Below are 21183 nucleotides of genomic sequence, written 5' to 3'. Positions count from 1 at the left end.
TAGATTAGATAGCCATCGAGGAGAGACGCCCGAATGTCCGAGTCCGACGCCCAGCCCTTCGTGAGCGTGGTGCTTCCGGCGCGCAACGAAGAGCGGTTCATCGAGTCCTGCCTGCGGTCGCTGCTGTGCTCCGACTATCCGGCAGAGCGGATGGAGATTATCGTGGCGAACGGTGCCAGTGAAGACCGTACCGCAGAGATCGTGTCTCGCGTGGCCACCGAGGACCCGCGAATAAGGCTGATGGAGAACCCCAATCGAACGGTTCCCTATGCGATGAACCTGTGCATACGCGCGGCCCGCGGAGAGATTATCGTGCGCGTGGACGCTCACGCTATGTATCCGTCGGACTACATTGCCCGTTCGGTCGAGACCCTGCGGAGGACAGGGGCGTGGAATGTCGGTGGAGTGTGGGTGACACGGCCCGGCGGGCGGGGTGCTTGGGCGAGAGCGATCTCGCTTGCTCTCGCCCACGGCTTCGGCGTTGGGGGCTCGGCCTACCGAACCGGCGCGAAGTCGGGCTGGGTGGACACGGTGCCTTTCGGAGCCTTCCGCCGCGAGGCGTTCGAGAAGGCCGGCCTTTACCGCGAATGCCTGACGCGCCACCAGGACTACGAGCTGAACGCGCGCATCCGCTCGGCGGGAGGACGCATCTACTTGGACCCCGAGATTCGGTGCGAGTACTTCGCTCGGCCCTCGCTCTCGGCGTTGGCGCGACAAAAGTATGCCGATGGCAAGTGGTGCGTGTACTCGTGGCTGGTCTGCCCCGAGGCCTACGCGTTTCGGCATGCCGTGCCAGGAATCATGGTCGCGGTTGCGTCACTGCTCGCGGCGGGATCGGTGCTGTCTCCCGTTCCTCTGGGCGTACTCGTGGTCCTCGCGGCTCTCTACTTGTTGGGCGGCGCGAATGCCGCAGTCGAGTTGTTGGCGACCAGTAGGCTATGGGAAGCATTACTAACACCTCTCGTGTTCCCGATCCTCCACTTTAGCCATGGTGTCGGCGTGATCGCAGGACTGCTCACCGCGCGCCGTTGGTCCGGCGCTGCGGTTGCCGCGCGACCGGCACCCCAATTGACAGCCGTAACCGAAGCCATGGAGGAGGCCGCCGCTTAGTCGGCGGGAGTGATTGGTATGCGGATGTTGACCCACACCCTAACCCTCCCCCTGCTGCTTCGCTACAAGGGGAGGAAGGCTGGTTCCCTGTGACATACGCCTGGCTCAAGCGTATGATGGACATTATCGTAGCGGTGCCGGCACTGTCGCTACTCGTGGTGTTGGTGCCGCTGGTCGCGGTCGCAATCAAGCTCGACTCCCCTGGACCGGTCTTCTATCGCCACGTGCGCTGCGGCAAGGCGGGACGCCGTTTCCGCATGCTGAAGTTCCGCACCATGCAGATGAACGCCGACCGCATCGGCGCGGCAGTGACCACGGCCGACGACCCACGTGTCACTCGCGTTGGCCGGTTCCTGCGCAAGAGCAAGCTGGACGAGGTGCCGCAAATCTGGAACGTGCTGCTCGGCGACATGAGCCTGGTCGGGCCGAGGCCGCAGTCACCGCATTACATCCGCTACAACTACCCCGACGAGCAGCGGCGTGTAATCCTAAGCATCCGCCCCGGCATCACGGGGCCTACGCAGATCTGGTGCCGTAACGAGGAAGAGGTGCTCGCGGCATCCTCCGATCCCGATGCCTTCTACGAGCACGTGCTGCTGCCGAAGAAAATTGCTTCCGACGTGGCATACGCACAGCGCCCGACATTCCTAACCGACCTTCGCTGTCTACTGCTCACGCTGCTTGTCTGCCTACCCATTCGACCGTTGAAGGGGCACTCGGCCACAGCGGACGATGTCGCGGACTTAGAGATGGCCGAACCGTCCGCGGTACCGATCCAGTAGCGCGCGGTTCCACTCGTCGCCGCCCTCCTCGTTGGCCGAGCGGAATACCGGTGGCTCGATGCCTCTGGCGACTAACACCTGCCACGCTGCAGCAAAGATCGAGTGCAGAATCGCGATACCTACGGCGGACGACAGCGGGCAGCATCGCACCGCCATTCCCTCCAGCCGCACACACGCATCACCCGCGGGCACGCAGTTGTCAATCACAAGGTCCACCACGTCCTGCAACCGTTTCCCCGTGATGCTTCGTGGCGTGAGGGTGCTCGCCCACTCGGCGCTGAGAATGCCGATTGTTCTCGCGCTCCGACGCTTGCCCTCTACCGCGACTTCCACCGGCGCAGGGTTGCGGCCTGACACCGAGTGTACGATCAGCACGTCGCCCACACTAACAGGCACCTCGGCCATTCGCTCTGCCGCGTAGCCGTCTCGACGCTCGTTCTCGGTGGTGACGGTGATAGGCCTATCCGTGGTCAGCAACCCGGGAAGGTGAATCGGCCCTACACACGCAGGACCACCTGCCCGATAGAAGCTCTCGTCGGTCACGATGCCCGCGTGGCCCGATCCGAACACCCATACCAGATGATCCTGCCCCACCGCCTCGGCCACCCACTCACCAGCGGTGCGAATGGCCCCCGCGCTACGGCGCTCTATCTCGGCCAGCACTACTCGCAACTCATCGAAATATGGCAATGTGCCGCTAGAACCCACGCTCTGTAACTCGCTTCCTTTCCTCCGCGTACAGTGCGGGACCGTCCGGCAGATTGATGCTCGGGTACACCGTAGGAGCGCTTCCCTTTTCTCCCAGTCGTTCGCAGACTTCGGCCACTAACGCCCACAGGCACAACACCGCACCGAGCCCCGAAAACGGACAGCAAGGGTGCCGGAGCCCCTCCACTGTCAGCATGGCATCGCCGAAGGGTGCACCGTTGTCTATCGCCCACGTGGTCACCTCGCGCAGCCGTTTGCCACTCGGGTGCCTCGACTCCAATCTATCGCTGTACTCGAAAGACGTGAGGGCTACGGTCACCACCTGCATCTCGTTGGCCTGGAGTGCCAGTTCCACCACTGTGGGGGACACACCCGACACGGAGCCGAGGACCAACACGTCCCCGGCTCGCAGGTTGCTCTGTGCCAAGGCAGCTCGCACCAAGTCCGTGGTCGCAGGCTTGTCGCCTCGTAGGTCCACCTCGCTATCTCGCGACGGATGCGGGTTATCCACAGTGAGTGCGAAGCTAAGCGGAACGAACGCCGCCAATCCACCCGCCCGGTTGATCATCTCGCGGGAGACCAGGTGACCCGTGTCGTACACGTGAATCGCGCCCCCGGCAAGCAGTGAGCGTACGCACGCATCTGCTACCTCCCGGATCGCCTCGGCAGAGGTAACACGCAACGACTCGACACGCTGCATCACCGTGTCGAAGTAGGTATCCAGTGCGCTCACCGCTTTCTCCAGTCTGTCATCGTCCGTATCGCCAACCCATGTGCGGGCGAGCGTTGCTCAGAGACAAACCGCGCGCCTCCATACCTCACCCGCACCATCTCTCGAAATGTTTCGCAGAGTGGGTCGCCTGCCTTCCACACTCCGCCGCTCAGCGCGAACGTAACTGGATCGCTTCTGTCATACAGTTTGGCTGCAGCCGCCACTGCAACTGCCGCGAGGTCGGCTGCCGCACGGGAGAACAACCCTGCGACCACCGGGTCGTCTTGCTCGACCGCCAGCCGTTTACACAGCGCCGCAATCCGCGCCCTAGGCACCCCATCGCGATACACCACCCGAACCAAGTCCCACAGGCAGTCTGCGCCGAAGTGCTCCTTCACTGCTCGTTCCAGCGGCTCGCTCTTCGGACCGGCGCCATCGTGCGAGCGCGTGGCTGCGCGTAGCGCCTTCACAGCGATGTCCCAACCGCTACCCTCGTCCCCCAGCAAGGAGCCCCATCCACCGGCACTCGCATGACGGCCATTTCTGTAGGCAACGGCACTGCTGCCAGTGCCCGCCACCACCGCCACACCCTCGTCTTCATACACTCCACACGCTGCCAAGGCAGCCTGGTGCTCGGCGTAGCGGACCACGCGACCGCATCGCTCCGACAGACCCGCCCCTGCCGCCTCCAATCCCGGCGTCTCCTCGGAGAACCCACCGGCCACCGCCACGCCTGCAGCGACGCATCTACCGACGTTCGCGAATGCCTGCGAAACTGCCTCGCGAATCGCGGCCCTCGCTTCCGACTCGCGCACGAAGTTGGTGTTGCACGGCCCAGCGCACCCAACACCCACCACCTCGCCTTGCGCGTTGCACAACACACACTCGGTGACCGACCCTCCCCCCACCAGTCCGGCGAACTGCTCCTCACTCATCGGCGGACATGTCCCTTACAACGAATTCGGCCCCCTCTCGGAGTGATCGAATCCCAGGATTCGGCGCCTGCACGTTCAGCCCCAAAGCGCGGCGCAAGTCCAGCCTGTTGCTGCTCCTTCCTCGCGGTCGTCCCAGGCTCAGCACCAGCTTGTCCTTAGCCCGGGTCATGGCAACATACAGCAGACGCCACTCCTCTTCCTGTTCACGCATGCGTTGCCTACGCTCCATCTCGCGGAACATAGTGCTCGGTTCGTCGTCCATGTTCACTGCGAGCAGCCGCTCGGCAGGCTCCACGAAAACACGAGCGGTCTGGGCCCCGGGCAGGTTGCCTGCGTCCGCAACGATTACTACCGGAAACTCTAGCCCTTTGGCGCCGTGAATGGTCATCAGACCGACCGCGTCGGCGCCCTCGTCGTGGATAGGAGCATCGCCCTCCCGGTCGGAGATGCGCTTCATCCTGTCCAGCCGCCGTACGAACGACGCTATGCTCTCGTCGCCCACTGCGAAGGCCAGGCTCTGCAACTTTCGCACGTTTGCCAATTGCCGTGCGCCGTCGGCTCGACAGAGGAGTTTCGGCCGATACTGCGTGCGAGTCAGCATCTCCTCCATCACGGCGCCAACCTCACGACGGTCCACGAAGCGACCGATGGGCTGGAACCAACCGAGCATCTCCTCTACCTTCGCCCTATCCTCGGCAGGCAGTTCCACGGACCCATCGGTTAGCCGCTCGAACACGGATGAGCCTTTCCTGTCAGCGCACAGCAGGGTCAAGGCGTCCAGAGAGAGGCCCACCATCGGCGACCGCAGCAGGCACGCCAGCGCAAAGTCGTCGTGGGGGTTCGCCAAGGCTGCCAGGCCGTTCCGCACGTCGCGCACCTCATGCTGCACCCAGTACCACCGCCCCGCACGGATGATCACTGCCGGCACTCCCACCCGCATCAGCGCATCCCTGTAGGCGGCTATCGGCGTCGTTACTCGGAACAGCACTGCGATATCGCCCGCCTGCACCGGCCTGCGGTCCGCCCCGTCCCCCACTAGTGCGCCCGAAGCCAACAGTCGTCGAACGCCTCTGGCTACCACGTCCGCATCCCGCAGTTCGTCCCGTCCGCCGGTCCATATCTCTACCTCGCCGGCTGCGCTTTCGTCGCTGGAGCGTTGGGCGCGCAGGAGGCCGAAGTCCTTGCCACATCCGCGCCGCATCGCCTCCGACACGAAACGCAGAATCCCTGGACGTGAGCGGAAGCTGTCCGTCAGGGGAATATACGCTGCGTCTGGGACCAATCGCTGCGTTTCCGCCGCCCAGTCGGAGAATTGCCGCACATCCCCGTGCCGGAACCCGAAGATCGCCTGTCGGGGGTCTCCCACGAAGCACACGTTCTCCACTTCTGCTAGGCACCGGATCAATCGCGCCTGTAGCGGATTCACGTCCTGGAACTCGTCCACGAGTATCTGCCGGAAGCGCAAGCGACATCGCTCCCGCAACGGCTCGCAGGTCTCCAAGAGTCGGACGGACAGCAACTCGAGGTCCGAGAAATCCAGCGCCGCGGCACGTGTCTTGCCTTCCTCATACATCGTCCATGTCGACAACGCCAGGCGAAGCATCGCAGCAGAGCGTCGGGCTGCAACCTCCTCGCGCTCGGGTGTTATGTCGGCCAGCGACTTGCCGAGCGCCCCTGCAATACCCAGAAGCTCATTGCACAGCGCCACATCCTCAGGTGGTACCTGCCGAGGCCGCACAGCCAGTACCTGCTGGACGAAGTGAGCGAGTGCCTGTCGTGCATCCACAGCCGCGAGCGAGTCGGGAAGCAACTCGATGAGTTGCCGGAGCTGGTCACCCTCCGCCTTCTGCAATGCCTCGCGCGCGCGGGCTAATGGCACCTCGGCCATCAGTTGGCAGACAATCCCTGCTGCGTTACCCGCAGTCGCCTCCAGGTCCTGTATCCACTGATCGACCTCTTCGCGCGTCAGTCCGTAGGAGCGAATGCGGTCGAGCAAGTGACGCACTTCACGGCGCAACACTTCGAACGGCTCTCCTGCATCGCGCCAACCCTGCAGCGTGCTACCCGCTTGTAACAGGTCCCCGAGCGGATCGGTCTTGCTCAGAGAGGAAGTGCAGGCGGCGCGAAAGGCACGCTCCACCTCCCGTGCAGCGTCCGTTGAGGCCAGCACACTGAATCGAGGGTCAATGCCTGCGTCGAAGGGGTTCTCTCGAAGGAGCCGCTCGCAGAATCCGTGGATGGTGTGAATGTAGCCGGCCTCGACCTCGCGGCGCATGGCGCCAAGCCCGACTTCGCCCAGGCGCTTCAGAATCCGTCGCTTCATCTCCTGAGCGGCCTTGCGCGTGTATGTGATGGCCAGAATGGCAGACGGATGCAACCCACGCACCTGAAGTAGGTGAAGGTAACGCTCCACGATCACCGCAGTTTTGCCCGTGCCCGCACCCGCCTCTACGCAGACCAGTCCTCTCGGTCTCGTAACGGCGAGCGATTGCGGTTCGGTGAGTACGACGTGTCTAGTCACTGGCCTCCTCCGGGTAGGGCTCGCCATCGTGAAAACGACCTTCCGTCGTCCGACACAAATCGCCGAACGGGCACGTGGGGCAGTGATCGCTGGAGGGCGTGGGCTTCACATAGGCCTGCTCCAAGCGCGCCACCAGCTTCAGCACCTTCTCTCGTACCGTAAGCAGGGTTTTCTCCCACTGGCTTTCAGGCCATGACCGATGTGCATACCCTGGGGCTTTGACCTCGGGCCGCCAAACATCTCGCTGCGAAGGTGAGGTCTGCACCATCCGCTCGCCGCCGCCCAATGCATCGAAGCCCATGCTCACAGCGCGGGCACCTAGGAGTTCGCGCGCTGCGAGGGCGTATAGGGGCAGTTGCAGTGACTCGGCGTTTTCGATACGCTGCATTCGACGCGTGGCGTCCGAGCCAAGCTTGTAGTCGAGTATCAGCATGGAACGCCCGTCGGGGTCTACGTCAATACGGTCTACGCTCCCTGCCAGGTCTACGTGCCGACCATCCGCTGCATGCACGCGGAGCGGCTTCGAGGTAGAACGGGGGTCCCGCTGACGGTTCGCGGTCTCATCTATCTCCGGCTCGCCGAATCGCCACTCGAGGAACTCAGGGCGCGCTGTCACGGCTTGCCGATAGGCGACCTCACGCTCGGCCAGGCTCGTGAGCAATCGTAACGCCATAGCATGCAGTGCGTGCACTTCCCAATCCGGCACATCCAAACGAATCGTTTCGAGGCGATTCTGCAGTTCCGAGGTGAGCCTATCGAGCAGGTCGGCATCGTTCGCGCCTCGCATGGCGTCCCGCAGGATCTCATGAAGGAATGACCCGGTGTCCGCCCTAGAGAGCGCGCCTGCAGCACCTCGAAGGCCTGCTCGATAGCGAGCCCAGTGCTGGAAGGCACAGCGGTTTAGGGTCTCTAGCTCGGTTATGGGTATTGGTCCCGGTCGCCTACCTGCGAGCATCGCAGCTTCGGTGAGTTGGATGCGGGGGAACCGCGGCAGTATAGACCATTCGTCGAACGGTGCATCCGATGAGGATGTGGCATTGGGGTCCGTCATGCTGCGCCCATCCGGCCCAAACCCCGGCCCAAACTTATCCGTCATGCTGAGCCTGTCGAAGCATGCAGCCGCACGCAACAGCTTATCCTCTTCCAGGAAACAGAGCTCGCTCGATGGGGCTAACTGAGATTCACCGTCCGTTTCCAGGGGCTTACCACAGGCTACCAGCACGTCCCGAACCGCTCCAGCCGGGAAGCAGCTTCGCACCTCGTCCAGGTAGAGGCTGGGCAAGGCCTCACTCTCCTCCTCAGCCCTAGGAAAGAACACGTACAGCGTCTCGGTAGGTTGCGTCGCCGCTAGGTAGAAGCGGCGACGCTCGTCCATCGCGCGCTCATATCCCGTCGGCAGCTGGCAGCCGGTGATTCGCCGAAGCTCCAGCCGCTCCTCGTCAGTCAGGAATGCATCCTCCGACAGGCGCCGTGGAAACACTCCTTCTAGCACGCCGAGGAGCAGTCCCACTCGCGGCGGATGCGTGTTCTCTTCCGGGCCTTCCAGAACACGAATGCCGGGCTTCGTGGGTACGCGATACGGGATGAGCCGACACATGCCGATCCACTTTGGGAGAAAGCGGCTGAGCCGCGTCCTGTCGTCGCCTCGCACTTTCGACACGACACCTAGAGCTTCCGCAACTCGGTATGCTGCCGCTGTAGCCAAGAAGTCTTCGTTCGCCCGCGCGTCGTCCGCCTCCGCTGCGAGACCGACCCAGCCCATCTCCGTTGCCAAGTTTCGGGTGAGCGCGGCGAAGTCAGCGGGCGACGCCGCCCCCTCGAATCGGCGGGACCATTCGGCCAGCTCTACGAGTTGCCCCGCACACTCCACCCCCTCGTCCTGCAGTTCCTTGGCACGCAGCAGCCAGGTTGACACACCCGCCCCCCGCAAGCCGCCCAACGCACGACGTAGCCGCCGACCATCCTCACGTCGGAACGCATAGCTGCTCTCCAGGTGCGACAGCACGTCCTCCCGCTGCCACCCGCGTGCAAACAGCGTCAGCACGGAGAACAAAAAACGCACGAACGGGTTGTTCGCAATTGGGCGCTCCACAGCGCGCGACGGTGTCAGCCCGAACCGCGGCCACACTGCCTCGAGCATGGGCCAGTACGCTTCCATGTCGCGCACCACCACCTGAATGTCCGATAAGCCCAGCGGCTTCTCGCGCAGTAGCCGCAGTGTGAACCGCGCCGCAGCCTCCACCTCGGCGAGGCGGTTCGGACAACTCACGAACAGCACCTCTTCGTCCCAGCCTTCAACTTCCGACCGTTCCAGAAAGAGCGTGTCTCTCAACGTTTGCATGGTCCGGCTTCGGCGAACGTCGGGGTCCGCCTCGATGTCCACGCGCACCACTTCGAAGCGGTCCTCCAGCCGCCGCAGCAACGCACTGGCACCGGCAAACAACTCCTCGGACCCCGGCACCCACGTGAGAGTAATGCCCACGCGGGAGCGCTCCGCCAATGCGCACAACAGCTCCACTTGCACCTGCGACAACAAGCCGAAACCGTCCAGCCACACCTCGGGAAACGACAGCCCCCCCGCGCGAAGGATCACGTCACACGCGGCCACAGCCGCCGCGGCCGGTCCTCGCATGCCCATCTCTGCCAACAGAGCGTCGTACCGCTCCCACAGCCCTGCTAACGCATGACACTTTTCCGGGAATCGTTTGTCGGTGACCTCCCCGCGCTCACCCGCCTCCCGAAGTTCTCCTGGCGTCAGGCCCGATGAAGTCAGTTCCTCGATAATGTCCGCGAGGCGTTCCTGGAAGCCCAAGGTCTCCACGACGTTCCCGAAGTAGCCGCTGCGCGCTTCGCCGGCAACCGTTGCCGCCACTGCCAATCGAGTGGAACGCGAGGCCGGTAAGAACGGCTTGCCCCGCGAGAGGTCAACCACTGTTCCGATGAAACGCGACCAATCTTGCACGGAGTCGAGGTGAAACTCATGCGTTTCGCCAAACTCTGGCGCGCCGCGTAGCAAGGACTTGGCCGACTCGACGTGCCCCCGGCCCGGCAGCACCAGTACGACGTCCTCGGGTCGATCGAGGAAGCGCTGCAGACAGTATCGCGTCTTGCCAGAGCCGGGGAGACCGGCGGCGACGACTAATGTCGGGCGTGGGTAGAACGGGTTCAAGGTATCGGTGCCAATGTAGCCGGTACGGAGCACGCTGCGCGAGGGCTAACCTTCTCGCATGGCCCGGAGCATGCGCAGGGCGCCTTCCTTATCTCCCTTCGCGAGCCGTCCGTCCAGCACCGCCTCCGTAAGCTCGTTCTTGAGTCGTCCCACCTCGTCGCCCGGTTGAATGCCGAGCGCGTCCATAATCTCGCGCCCGGACAGCGGGCTTTTCGCGTCGTCTGCGTGAAAGTCGGTCGCCACCTTGCGAGCACGCTCCTCGAGACCGTCGAGGTCCGGGGGGGCTAGGTCCACCCTTCGCGCAGCGGCATCGGCGCGACACAGGATGAGCAGGTCATCGAAGAGCGGACCTGCATCGCGCAATAGGCGGCGCACAGCCCCGTCCGTCCATTGCGGCGAATAACCTCCCGGGCGCATATGCAGCCGAACGAGATTCAGTGTATCGGCGGTCACGTGGTTCGGGAACTTGAGTCTTCGTAGGAAGGCCTTCGCCGGCGCGAGCCCCGCCACTTGGTGGTCATAGAATCGAATCCTGCCATCTTCGTCCACCGACTTCGTGAGAGGCTTCCCTACGTCGTGCAATACGGTTGCTAGGCGCAGCGGCAGCGATGCATCGGGGGGAAGCCCTTCTACTGCGAGTACGGTATGCTCCCACACGTCGCAGATATGCACCCCGTTCTGCTCGCATCCGACCATAGCCTGAAGTTCTGGAGCGAAAGCTGCAAGCAACCCAAGCCTCTCCAGTCGCCGAAGAGCGGTACCGGCAGATGCGTGCAGCAGCATCTTCGTGAGCTCGTCGCGAATGCGCTCGCCGCTGACGATTCGCAGGCGATCCGCCTCGACTCGTATCGCCTCCTCGCAGTCCTCTGCAATGGCGAATCCGAGTTTACAGGCGAGTCGAACCGCGCGGAGCATTCGCAGCGGGTCATCGCGAAACGTCCGTTGCGGCTCGAGGGGGGTGCGGAGGATTCTCTGCGATAGGTCTTCCATCCCGCGCCCTAACGGGTCGAACATCTCCCCGGTGTGCAAGTTTTCCAGGAGGGTGTTCACGGTGAAGTCACGGCGCAGCGCGTCGGTGGCCAGATCCGTCTGCACCACGTGCGGCTTTCGGCTGAACGGGTCATAGGTCTCGCGTCTGGCACCGACGATCTCCACCGGCACTCCCGCCACTTGGACTCGCGCGGTGCCGAAGCGCGGGTAAAGCACGGGGGCATGCGAGCTGACACTCCTATGGAACAAAAAGGACGCAAGGGTGCAGGCGTTGCCCTCCAACACCAAATCCAGATCGTCGGCAGGGGGAATGCCGAGTCGCTTGTCGCGGACGTAGCCGCCTACCAGGAAGAGCGAGTTTTCGTACTCCGTTCCGCTGGTGGCATCACGGAGTTTTGCGATCGCTTCATCCAGCGCGGTGCTCATTCCCAGATTGTAGCAGCCGTTGGTGCGTTGCTCGCACCCAGTCAACGCCCAACCATCTAACTACTCCTCAGCACCCAGGATCTGGCTATAGGCGATGGCATCGGGATTCACATACGTGACGCCCTTCGATCCCAGCTCGCTCTCTCCCTGCAGCTTTGCGTAGGTGAGATGTGGGACTTTGACCAGATCGCTCCCCTTGAGCGACGCGAGCACCTGTTCCGCCTCCTCGCGAGAGTTCACAGGGCAGTCCAACTCGACTCGGCTGGTGAGGCCGATAATGAGAGTAACCCTAGACATTCCGTCACCCCAGTAGAGTAGTGGTTCGTATGGAACAGGAAGGTACGACGTCGGGGCGAATACTCCTTGTCAGGCATGCGTCTGGCGCAGGGTTTGTGGGCCCGCGTGCGAAAGCGGGCAGAGCCCCGAGCGGTGATCGGGGCTCTGCAGCGGTGGCGTTGGCAGTGCGTGTCGGCAGTGAGCCGGTTGGTGACTGGAGGACGCGGTCGCCGGTGCTGAACGATCTCGTCCAGTAGGCTCATTCCACCGGGCGGAAAGAGGCCGTCATGCATTCGTACGGTCATGCGAAGCGAGCGACCGCAAACCGGCGCTCCTACGCGCGGAGCAATGCGAGACGGCAAAGCTATTGGAGGTGGGCCAATGAAGGTGGTAAGAATCCATCAGTTTGGTTCGGTGGACAACCTCGTTCTCGAAGATGTTCCTGAGCCGACTCCCAGCCCTGGCCAGGCGTTGGTAAGGGTGCGAGCGTGCGCGCTCAACCACCTCGATCTGTGGGTAAGGAACGGTGTCCCCGCCTATCGTACGCCGCTCCCGCACATCTTGGGCTCGGACATCGCTGGTGAGATGGCCGAGGACTGCGGGGAGTTCAAGGCGGGCGACCCCGTGATACTGCACCCAGTGCTAAGCTGTCGGCGGTGCGAGATGTGCATCAGCGGGCGCGATAACATTTGCAGGAACTTCGGCATCCTCGGGGCGCACGTTCCTGGCGGGTACGCGCAGTACCTGGCAGTCGACTCGATAAACCTGGTGCGAAAGCCGGAACGTTTGAGCTGGGTGGAAGCAGCGTCCATTCCTCTGGTGTTTCTGACTGCGCACCACATGCTGTTGGAGCGCGCAAAGCTGCAGGCAGGCGAGACGGTCGCAGTGCTGGCAGCAGGAAGCGGGGTCGGAATCGCTGCCATTCAGATCGCAAAGCTTGCCGGGGCGACGGTAGTCGCGATCGCCGGAAGTGACCAGAAGCTGGCTCGCGCCCGCGAACTCGGCGCGGACTTCGGCGTCAACTACACGCAACCGGACTGGGGCAAGCAGGTGCGCTCGTTCACCAAGGGCATGGGACCGGACGTAGTAGTCGAACACGTAGGCGAGGCGACCTTCCCGGAGAGCGTCCGAATGATGCGCCCAGGCGGACGACTGGTCACGTGTGGGGCGACGACGGGACCGGACAGCGGTTTCGACATTCGCGTGCTCTACTCGAGGGAACTCAACGTACTGGGCTCCATGCTCGGGAGTCTGCGCGAGTCGCACAGGGTGGCCGAGCTGTTTGCCGCGGGCAAGCTGAAACCCGTCGTGGACAGCGTGCTGCCGCTGTCGGAGGCCCGTGCAGCGCACAAGAAGCTCGAGGACCGCGCAGTCTTCGGCAAGGTGGTATTGGAGATTCCGTAACAGCCGCGCCGCTTCGGCAAAGAAAAAGCCCCGGTGAGGGTACCGGGGCATGCGGCGAAAGGGAGGGAGGAGTAGGAGGAATCCCATTCGCGGTCCCTTGACCGCTGCCCCACTGCGCCCTGCTGCGGAGCCCGCATCCACTCCCCGCCGCTATGTGCGAGTTTCCTGTGCCGTAGCGTTTTTCCGCACCTTGCCCGATGGCCAACCCGCAGCGGTACGTGCTTGGCGTCGAGATGGGTCCGATCCAGCAGTCTTCGGGTGTTTCGAGAGGGGTGAAAAGAGAATGGCAGGGGTAGCAGGATTCGAACCCGCGACCTACGGTTTTGGAGACCGCCGCTCTACCAACTGAGCTATACCCCTGCGCGGCGTCCGATTATACCTAGACGCCGAATAGGATTATCGGCGCCGGTTCGCGTATACTGGCCTCACGAATGAGAAGCCAAAAGCTCTCCCGGAGGCAAAGCGTGGTCCGATACGCTAGACTTCTTGCCCTATCACTGTTCGCTCCCCTTGCGCTCGCGTCGTGCACCGCCCAAAGCCCTGCGCCGGTATTGTCTCAGGCGGTCGGGGAAGCGCTTCTTGCCTACGATCGTGCCCTCCCTCTCGATGCCGAGGTGAAGGAAAAGAGTCTGGAGGACGGAGTGAGGTTGCTTTCCGTGACCTACTCGAGCACTCATGGCGAGCGTGTGCCTGCCCTGCTGGCGGTGCCTGCCGAAGCGAAATCGCCGCTGCCTTGCGTGGTGCTGATGCACGGACTGGGCGGTTCGAAGGATGGCATGAAGCCGTTTTGGGTAGAGCTTACGAAAGCCGGCTACGCGTGCTTCGCGATTGACGCCAAGTTCCACGGTGAGCGACCGAAAGGGCCGGGCGGCCAAGCGCTGCTACTGTATCCGTATTCCGGACGGGACGCCCTTGCCCAGACGGTTGTTGACCTTCGGCGGGGACTCGACTTTCTGCAGACACGAGACGAGATTGACACGAAGCGGATCGGATACGCAGGAGTTAGCATGGGGGCTATCCTCGGTTCCATCACGGCAGGGGTAGATGACCGCATCGCCGCCGTCGTGCTGATCGTGGGAGGAGGCGACTGGAACGTACTCCTGGAGAAGTCGCTGCTGTCGTTGGCCGGGGATAAGAACCTAAAGGACAAGACTGTGCGTGCGCCCGTAGTCACCGCACTGGACCCGCTGGACCCAGTTCACTGGGTCGGTCGCATCTCGCCGCGCCCCGTGCTGATGATCAACGGCGACCTGGACAACATCGTGCCTGTCGAGGCCAACAAGGCCCTACATGCGGCAGCCAAGGAGCCCAAGAAGGTCGTCTGGTATTCCGGCGGGCACTTCGCCCCGCCAGATCTTGTGCGCAGGGAACTCTTGGCTTGGTTTGCCGATCATCTCAATGGAAAACCGTGAAACTGGACCCACTTCTGCTTGCGTTCGCTCTGACATTTCTGCAGAGCCTGGGCTGGACCTACTTCGACGGCCGGAAACGTAGGAACGCGGCATATCGTGACCGCGTACTCGAGGGGATCAGCCGCATCCCCGAGCGGCAACGGGAACTTCTGACTGCCCTCTTCTACCCACAGACGCTTCACGCGCGCTGGGTGCAGGCCACCGTAATCGGAACCTGCAGCCTGATCCTTGCCGTGCCTTTCTACTTGCCGCTGTGCTGGCTGCTGGGCGCGAATCCGTGGGCCTGCCTAGGTGTCATCGTGCTGGCCAGCTACCTCGCTGCCACCGTAGGTGAGTTCCTGCTCAACTGGTAGCCGCCAACCGCCTAGCGAGTTCCTCGAACGTCTGCACCGAGAGTGTCTCAGCTCTTCTCTGTGGGTCCACACCCACTTCGGCTAGCAGCGCTTCCGCTTGCTCGCGGCTCATGAGCGTCTGAAGGGCATTCCTCAGGGTCTTTCTGCGCCCCCCGAAGGCGGCTCGGACCACGTCGCGCAGGCAACGCTCCTCCACTTCCGACATCCACGAATCGCGCCGGTCCATGCGCACCACGGCGCTTTCGACCTCAGGAGGTGGGTAGAAACAGCCGGGCGACAGCGTAAAGTGCTTCCGGACATTCGCGTGGTGCTGTGCGAACACGGTGAGAGCGCCGTAATCGCGGGTGCCGTGAACGGCCGTCAGCCGATCGGCAACCTCCTTCTGCACGGTCAGCACCATGCGTCGGATGGGCTTCGCGGGCAGCAGCCGCTCCAGAACCGGAGTGGTGATGCAGTAGGGCAGGTTGCTGACCACTGCTGAGACGCCCTTTGCAAGGGCTTCTTCCAGGTCATACCGGAGAAAGTCCGCATGCACGATCTCGAGCCGAGGGACCGCCCAGGCGCGCAGGCTGTCCACGAGATGGGGATCTCGCTCGACGGCAAGCACCGAGTGCCCCCGGGCAAGTAGTTCCTCGGTAAGAGCGCCTAACCCGGGGCCAATCTCGAGCACGGCCTGGCCCTCAAACAGCTCTGCGGCGTCCACGATGCGGCGCAGCGCGTTGCGATCACAAAGGAAGTGTTGCCCCCAAGCCTTACGCGGACGAATACCGAGCTCGGCAAGTTGGGAGCGGATTCCGGTAGGCGAGGTTCGACTCACATCGTCAGTCGAGAATGTGTACCTTGACCTTCTTACGGCCGAAAGCCTTGGCCTGCTGATACGTCGGGAAGCAGAGGTCAATGTCGTAGCCATCCACCTTTGCACCCACATCGGCAGCAATGGCGTAGCCGTAACCCTCGACGTACAACCTAGTGCCCAGCGGGATCACTTTCGGATCCACCGCGACGACGCCGTACTCGGCCTTAATGCCGGTTGCGGTATAGCCACTCGCATACTTCCCGCAGCTTGCCGGCCCCGGGTCGTAGGCCGTGGCGTTCATGATCAGCACCTTTCGCCCGGAGAAGGAGCCTCGCGAGGTCTTGTACCCTTCTATACCGACTAGATACAGCTCGCTTTGGGGAGGCGTGATGTTCTCGAACAACACTTCGTTCTTCACTACGCCCTTGGGGCCTATTAGCCTGCAATAGAGCCGGACGATCCGTCCGGGCTTCCCTTCGCGATGCTTCTTGATGCTTCCGCGAGGGATGTTCGTATCGCGGATGTATTCCTTGATGAAGGGGATTTCCTTGGCTTCCCATAGAAGCACTTGGGCCAAGTTCTCCTTCGGTTTTGCTTCCGTCTTCGTCCCGGTTCCGCTGTTCACCGCGGATTTCGCGCTTGCGAGAAGTAGCAGAGCCGCCACTCCCAAACCAACCACTGTCGTCAAACGCATTGGGGACACCTCCTTATTGCGTTGGCGCAAGTTTGGCTAGGCTACCCCGTCTAGTGCGGGACTGTCAAATCCACGAGACAGACCCCTTACTTTAGTACCCATTCCAGACTGGCTTCGGGCAAAAGAAAGTGCCCCGTCGCATAGCTTACGATAGGGCTGGATTGCGGTGGTGGATGGCATGTGAAGGCTGTGTAGCCAACCATGCCCCGGAGAAGTGGGTATTTCGTATGATCTGCGGATGCTGCACACGGCGTGCCAATCGGAGGTGGCGGTTTATAACACGTGCTCGAGCCTGCTCCACTAGCCGACAACCCGTACGGACGACCGTCCTCTGCTCTCTGCGAAAGGATCGCCGGGGGCGATGGAGGCCGCCCTCGGCACGCAAGAAAATGGCCTCTGCAGAACCCCGCAGAGGCGAGAACCGTTTGGGTGGTTGAGAGGAGACCTGATCGTCTCTTCTTTGTAATTGGCGATGTCTGCTATTGGTCTGCCGTGCTACCTGCAAGATGCGTGCCGGATCGGCCCTCTCGTTCCAGCAGCCCGACTGCAAGCAGGAAAGACTCCGTGGTCTCCGACCGCAAGAGCCGCCGAATCCACGGGTTAGCATCGGATGCTTCGGCAAGGGCTCGAAGCGCGCCCCCCTCGTCGCCTTGAGCGTACCTATGTGCCGCCAGGCGATACGCAGGCTCATGGCGTCGCTTGGCCCGCAGGGCCTGCAAGACCGCAGCGTCGCGGTCCATCCCGCGCAGAACAAGTAGCTTGTACAGTTCGCGCTCGACCCCGAGAAGTTTTGCCCAGCCGAGCACAGCTCTCTGTCGTGCCATGCCGGGCTCCATGCGGGCGACAACATCACCGATCGTGTCGAAGTCGCTCGTATCACCGACGACGCCGAGGGCATAAGCCATCTCCGCTGCGACCGATCCCTCTTCGTCGAGGAGTCGCCGTCTCAGCGTGTCGGCCGCAGCGCGTATATTCAACGTGGCTACGGCCTCGGCGGCGACGAGACGGATACTGGCCTCCGAGGCTTCAAGGCCGCGCTGAATGGCTGCATAGCCCTCAGGCGATTGCGTGTTCCCGAGGGCACGCAACGCCGTCCGTCGGAGGTCCGGGTCCTCGGTACTGTCCGCTACCTCGCTCAGAGCCTGTACTGCGATCGGTCCTCCGGCCCGCCCGAGGGCACGAGCGGCGGCAAGCCGAAGCCCCGGGCTCGGGCTCGACAACAATCGTGCGATGGATTGGACACCCTCTTCGGTCCCGATATCAGCTAGTGCGGAGACCGCGTCCTCATCGGCGTATTCCGGGTGCTCCCGCATGTGCTGTAGGATCAACTCGGACGCTTTGGTTCCACCGATCTGACTGAGGGCAGCAAGCGCCTTCTTACGGACGGAAGGCTCAGGATCGTCCAGTGCGACCGCCAGTTCCTCGACTGCCATTCCCATCTTCACCTGGCCGAGCTGCTCGATGGCAGCCTCGCGGCTCTGCTTGTCATGACGGGTACCCAGCTTTCGCAGTGCCAACATCCCGCTCGGGCGGACTGCTCCTAGCTGCGACATCACCTCTCGCACCCGAGTAGCCCTGGGGTCACTGATGAGGAATGCGGAGAAGAAGACCGCAGTGCGCATCACCACGGTGATAAGGAAGATGGTCTCGTAGCGAAACTCGTCGGCGAAGACCCCTTTCATGGACTGCATGAGTGCACCGGCCAGCGCAGGTGCGATTCCCATGGCCAAGGCGTTGACCGTGGACACCGCTCCCACGGCCACCGTCTGGTGTTCCTTCGGCGCCGCCTCGATCATCAGCTTGGTATGTGCGATACCGACGCCGGCCCAGAACACCCCTCCCAAGACGTGCGCGATGAACAGGTAGATATAGGAGAGCTGCAAGTGGTCCGGGCTGCACGCCACCCAGAATAGAAGCAGCGGCGTGATCCCGGCGCAGGAGATAATCAGGATAGGCTTGCTGCCGAAACGGTCGCTGAGAAAGCCCCAAAGCTTCGTCGAGGAGATGGACGACAGTGATGTCACCGTCCCTATCACCTGGATCATGGTGAAGGACATCTTGAGTTGTTTCAGCATGTAGTCCGCAAAGAACGCCGAGGGGAACCCTACTGCGAACGCGAACGCTAACGAGAACAGGATCACGCTGCGGTAGTTGCGATCCAGGAACGCCGACCGGACAGACTCGGTCGCCTCACGCAGTGTTCGCTTGACCTTGGTCGCGCGCGGTGGCTCGGGGATGCGGGCGAAGAAGTAAAAGGACATCAAGCTGGCGACCGTTCCGATGCCGAACGTGACACCATAGCCGATGGACGGGCCCTTCTCGCGGATGACAGTATCCACCAACAGGCCGGCGGGGATCGAGACGAGCACTGCCACCCAGCCGCAGACTGCGGTCCTGCGCCCGAAGAACCACCCACGGTGTTTCTCGGAGACCAGGTCGCCAAGCCAGGCGAGGAAAGTCGAGTTGATGAGTGTGACGGACAGTGCCGCGAGCGTCATGAAGAACATGAGCATTGCGCCTCGCGGATAGTGCGCCGGCAGGAACGGCAGCACTGCGATACATGCCCAGAAAACCCTGTGCGCCAACGCCATCGGCACACAGAGCGTCCGCCGACTCGGAAACATGTCCGCCCAGATGGAGCCAGGCACGTGAAACAGGCCAACGAGCGCGGGCATGGAGATCAGGACGCCAAGCCAGAAGTCGTTCAGCCCTAGATGTCGGGCGAACCCAATGACGAATGCGCCGGTGGAGAAGGCGATGAAGGCGGTATAAAGCCCGGCATCCAGATTTGCCATCCGGATACCGCGCAGCACCTCGTGACGGTTGAGCGGCTGCGGCTCTGCGGACACCGGCGAAGTCTAGCATCAGAAGTAGTCGCAAGGGTATAGGCTGAAGGAGCGCCTTGGCGGAAAGAGACCAAGTGACCTAATAGGATCGTTTTCCGCACCGCAGAAGAGCGCGCGGGTGAGATTGCCTATGGGGACTTGCTCGGCGGCCGAGTCGCTCTGCATGACCGTGCCCTCCGAGAACCGGAGGGAGATCGAATTGCGTGGGATGATGTCGTCGGCGGCTGCCACCACGTTGCTCATCTCAGGGCGAAGACGCGCCAGGCATCGTATGACCTCGGGGAGGTCGAGGATGCGTGCCATGAAGTGGTCCTCGTACACGGGGGGCTCGATCAGCCCGTAGCCGGCCGCAATCCATCCGTCGAGATCCTCCACCCGCCCGGTAATCGAGATGGTCTGATGGTCGAGCAGACTGGGTGGAAGTGCATATGGCGCGGGCGGCATGACCTCCTTCACCACCAGGGCACCGGGCTCTTCGGACAGCACCGCATAGCCAGCCGGTGGGTCGCCGAAGAGCGCAATCCTTGGGTTCTGCCATAGCACATAGTGCCAGCGCTCCTCACCGCGTCGCAGTGCCCCCAGCCTGTGACCTCCGTGCAGACGGTAGAGACGAGCGAGCAAGTCCGCGTCCTCCCACGATGCCCAACGTGCCGGTCCCCCAATACCACGAATCGGTGGAGTCAGGCGGGCACGTATCCTCTCTCCTACCATGACGAATCCGAGACGCTCGTAGATTGGCCGACGGTTTGGAACGAGAGCTGCAGCGACATAGCCCATCTCGGGCAGGGCAACTAACAGATCGCGGAGGAGTCTGCTAGCATATCCTTTGCCCTGCTGCGATGGGTCGGTGGCGACTCCCGCGATGCCGGCGCATCGCATGTACCAACCGCCCATCTGCATCTCCAGCGGTACCACGGTGGCAGTAGAAACAGGTTGCTCTCCGTCGAAGAGCAGCCACTTGTGGGACAGATCGAAGAAGGGGTCGGCAAAGAAGATCGGCTCGGCCGCTTGTCTGTCTACATCGAATGCCTTGCAGATGAGTTCCAGGACGGCACCCACCGTGCCGGATGTCGCGGGACGCGACTCGAGCCGATGGGCAGCTATTCGGTTCCCTCCGTCTGTTCCACGTCCACTCGGATCTCCACGGTAGTGGAGTCGAGAATCGTCACACCGATCGGCGTGGCGATGGATGCGGTTACGGTGCGACTGGATGTTATGCCCCACAGGTCTATGGGCTCCGTAGCGAGTTCATCCAGTTTCGCCAACGCTACTCCCGGCCCACGCACCAACGCCTGCCCAGGGGTGATGCGAAAGCTTGTCAGCCGGTATCCAAAGGGCAATCTTCCCTTCCATCGTGGGCTGACTGCCACACGCTTCGTCCGCAGCTCGGCCGAAGCAGGGATCACACGCCCCTTAGCCGGTGAGACGGTTAGGTCACCGCGCACCGTGGCCCCCGAGCGCGAGACCAGCTCGATGGGGCGTAGTTCGGCAGCGCCCGTCGGGTCAGTCGGGTCAAACAGAATTCGAGCGCGTGCAACACGATCCACATCGCGCTCGTTGCCCGAAACGATCACCTGCTCCGGCTCGGCAATCCAATCACTCGGATCGAGCCCCGAGGGCATAGGCTTAGTCGGCACCGCTTCCACCGGAACCGTGATGTCGGTCTCGGCGACGAGCGTAACATCCACTCTACGGCGGTCCACCTGCCAACTAAGGTTCTCGAGGAGATCCGGGGGGATAGAAAGCGAGACGGGGTAGGAGGAGGTACCACGCTTTCCGTTCCCTAGTGATACCGAAACTCTAACACTATCGAGGTCGGAAGCGGTGATGGCATCCACACTGGCTCGGTCACCTGTAACTGTCAGTCGAATGGTGACATCATCGCCATGTACGACCTTGAGGCCCTTCGGCACGTTCTCGTACTCCACGCGCTTGGTCAGCGACATCTGCCTATCTGGGGTCTGTGCCCTGTCTACGGTATAGAACAGCAGGAACGTCAGCGCGATTGCCATCATCTTCTCGGCCAGGTTATGCCTGAGGAATTTCACT

Annotated in this window: 17 protein-coding genes and 1 tRNA gene; 5 read left to right on the top strand and 13 right to left on the bottom strand. The window is 62.6% G+C overall.

Annotated elements, in window-relative coordinates:
* Positions 1 to 33: 33 nt before the first annotated feature.
* Positions 34 to 1110 (top strand): glycosyltransferase family 2 protein, encoded by a 1077-nt coding sequence (locus tag HRF45_13205; GenBank protein ID MEP0767479.1) that lies wholly within the window; start codon positions 34 to 36, stop codon positions 1108 to 1110.
* A 113-nt stretch (positions 1111 to 1223) separates the two neighbouring features.
* Positions 1224 to 1892: a sugar transferase gene (locus HRF45_13200; GenBank protein MEP0767478.1), complete on the top strand. Its 669-nt coding sequence runs from the start codon at positions 1224 to 1226 to the stop codon at positions 1890 to 1892.
* Here HRF45_13200 and HRF45_13195 read toward each other — a convergent pair.
* From HRF45_13195 to HRF45_13165, 7 genes are read right to left on the bottom strand one after another with little or no spacing between them, the layout of a single operon-like run.
* A complete protein-coding gene (locus tag HRF45_13195) occupies positions 1854 to 2582 on the bottom strand; it encodes an SIS domain-containing protein (protein ID MEP0767477.1) in 729 nt (242 codons plus the stop codon). The genes HRF45_13200 and HRF45_13195 overlap by 39 nt on opposite strands.
* 7 nt (positions 2583 to 2589) lie before the next feature.
* Positions 2590 to 3333, bottom strand: coding sequence for a sugar isomerase domain-containing protein (locus tag HRF45_13190; protein ID MEP0767476.1), 744 nt, complete (start codon positions 3331 to 3333; stop codon positions 2590 to 2592).
* A complete protein-coding gene (locus tag HRF45_13185; protein ID MEP0767475.1) occupies positions 3330 to 4247 on the bottom strand; it encodes a hypothetical protein in 918 nt (305 codons plus the stop codon). The genes HRF45_13190 and HRF45_13185 overlap by 4 nt, the downstream gene beginning before the upstream one ends.
* Positions 4240 to 6768 (bottom strand): UvrD-helicase domain-containing protein, encoded by a 2529-nt coding sequence (locus HRF45_13180; GenBank protein MEP0767474.1) that lies wholly within the window; start codon positions 6766 to 6768, stop codon positions 4240 to 4242. The genes HRF45_13185 and HRF45_13180 overlap by 8 nt, the downstream gene beginning before the upstream one ends.
* Entirely contained in the window at positions 6761 to 9970 is a 3210-nt protein-coding gene (locus tag HRF45_13175) for an exodeoxyribonuclease V subunit gamma (GenBank protein MEP0767473.1), read from the bottom strand. The genes HRF45_13180 and HRF45_13175 overlap by 8 nt, the downstream gene beginning before the upstream one ends.
* 12 nt (positions 9971 to 9982) lie before the next feature.
* A complete protein-coding gene (locus tag HRF45_13170) occupies positions 9983 to 11353 on the bottom strand; it encodes an HD domain-containing protein (protein MEP0767472.1) in 1371 nt (456 codons plus the stop codon).
* Positions 11354 to 11413: 60 nt separating this feature from the next.
* Positions 11414 to 11650, bottom strand: coding sequence for a hypothetical protein (locus HRF45_13165; protein ID MEP0767471.1), 237 nt, complete (start codon positions 11648 to 11650; stop codon positions 11414 to 11416).
* A 360-nt stretch (positions 11651 to 12010) separates the two neighbouring features.
* Here HRF45_13165 and HRF45_13160 point away from each other — a divergent pair, with 360 nt between their 5' ends.
* On the top strand, positions 12011 to 13033 hold the full coding sequence (locus tag HRF45_13160; protein MEP0767470.1) for a zinc-binding dehydrogenase: 1023 nt from the start codon (positions 12011 to 12013) through the stop codon (positions 13031 to 13033).
* Positions 13034 to 13317: 284 nt separating this feature from the next.
* Here HRF45_13160 and HRF45_13155 read toward each other — a convergent pair.
* Positions 13318 to 13393: transfer RNA gene (locus tag HRF45_13155), tRNA-Trp, on the bottom strand.
* Positions 13394 to 13497: 104 nt separating this feature from the next.
* On the opposite strand from HRF45_13155, the gene HRF45_13150 reads away from it, so the two are divergent.
* Both HRF45_13150 and HRF45_13145 read left to right on the top strand, forming a co-directional pair.
* Positions 13498 to 14445 (top strand): alpha/beta fold hydrolase, encoded by a 948-nt coding sequence (locus tag HRF45_13150; protein MEP0767469.1) that lies wholly within the window; start codon positions 13498 to 13500, stop codon positions 14443 to 14445.
* Positions 14442 to 14798, top strand: a complete 357-nt coding sequence (locus tag HRF45_13145; protein ID MEP0767468.1) for a hypothetical protein — start codon at positions 14442 to 14444, stop codon at positions 14796 to 14798. Before HRF45_13150 ends, HRF45_13145 begins: the two co-directional genes overlap by 4 nt.
* Here the strand turns inward: HRF45_13145 and rsmA are convergent.
* The 5 genes from rsmA to HRF45_13120 form a co-directional block, all read right to left on the bottom strand.
* Positions 14788 to 15615: a ribosomal RNA small subunit methyltransferase A gene (gene rsmA, locus HRF45_13140; GenBank protein ID MEP0767467.1), complete on the bottom strand. Its 828-nt coding sequence runs from the start codon at positions 15613 to 15615 to the stop codon at positions 14788 to 14790. The two genes, HRF45_13145 and rsmA, sit on opposite strands and share 11 nt — an antisense overlap.
* Positions 15616 to 15619: 4 nt before the next feature.
* Positions 15620 to 16288 carry a 3D domain-containing protein gene (locus HRF45_13135; protein ID MEP0767466.1) on the bottom strand — a complete coding sequence of 223 codons (669 nt, stop codon included), beginning with the start codon at positions 16286 to 16288 and terminating at the stop codon, positions 15620 to 15622.
* Positions 16289 to 16767: 479 nt separating this feature from the next.
* Positions 16768 to 19137 carry an MFS transporter gene (locus tag HRF45_13130; protein ID MEP0767465.1) on the bottom strand — a complete coding sequence of 790 codons (2370 nt, stop codon included), beginning with the start codon at positions 19135 to 19137 and terminating at the stop codon, positions 16768 to 16770.
* Positions 19138 to 19152: 15 nt separating this feature from the next.
* The gene (locus HRF45_13125; GenBank protein ID MEP0767464.1) at positions 19153 to 20193 is read right to left on the bottom strand and encodes a GNAT family N-acetyltransferase; all 1041 of its coding nucleotides are present in this window, start codon (positions 20191 to 20193) and stop codon (positions 19153 to 19155) included.
* Between the two features lie 41 nt (positions 20194 to 20234).
* Positions 20235 to 21182 carry a hypothetical protein gene (locus HRF45_13120; protein MEP0767463.1) on the bottom strand — a complete coding sequence of 316 codons (948 nt, stop codon included), beginning with the start codon at positions 21180 to 21182 and terminating at the stop codon, positions 20235 to 20237.
* Position 21183: the final 1 nt, after the last annotated feature.

The organism is Fimbriimonadia bacterium (assembly GCA_039961735.1).
In the GTDB taxonomy this organism is placed as follows: domain Bacteria; phylum Armatimonadota; class Fimbriimonadia; order Fimbriimonadales; family JABRVX01; genus JABRVX01.
This window is presented reverse-complemented; position numbering and strand designations above follow the sequence as displayed.

Excerpts from the sequence above, each read along its gene's own strand:
- HRF45_13205 (MEP0767479.1), top strand. The coding sequence starts at position 34 with ATGTCCGAGTCCGACGCCCAGCCCTTCGTGAGCGTGGTGCTTCCGGCG.
- HRF45_13200 (MEP0767478.1), top strand. The coding sequence starts at position 1,224 with ATGATGGACATTATCGTAGCGGTGCCGGCACTGTCGCTACTCGTGGTG.
- HRF45_13170 (MEP0767472.1), bottom strand. The coding sequence starts at position 11,353 with ATGAGCACCGCGCTGGATGAAGCGATCGCAAAACTCCGTGATGCCACC.
- HRF45_13185 (MEP0767475.1), bottom strand. The coding sequence starts at position 4,247 with ATGAGTGAGGAGCAGTTCGCCGGACTGGTGGGGGGAGGGTCGGTCACC.
- HRF45_13165 (MEP0767471.1), bottom strand. The coding sequence starts at position 11,650 with ATGTCTAGGGTTACTCTCATTATCGGCCTCACCAGCCGAGTCGAGTTG.
- HRF45_13160 (MEP0767470.1), top strand. The coding sequence starts at position 12,011 with ATGAAGGTGGTAAGAATCCATCAGTTTGGTTCGGTGGACAACCTCGTT.
- HRF45_13135 (MEP0767466.1), bottom strand. The coding sequence starts at position 16,288 with ATGCGTTTGACGACAGTGGTTGGTTTGGGAGTGGCGGCTCTGCTACTT.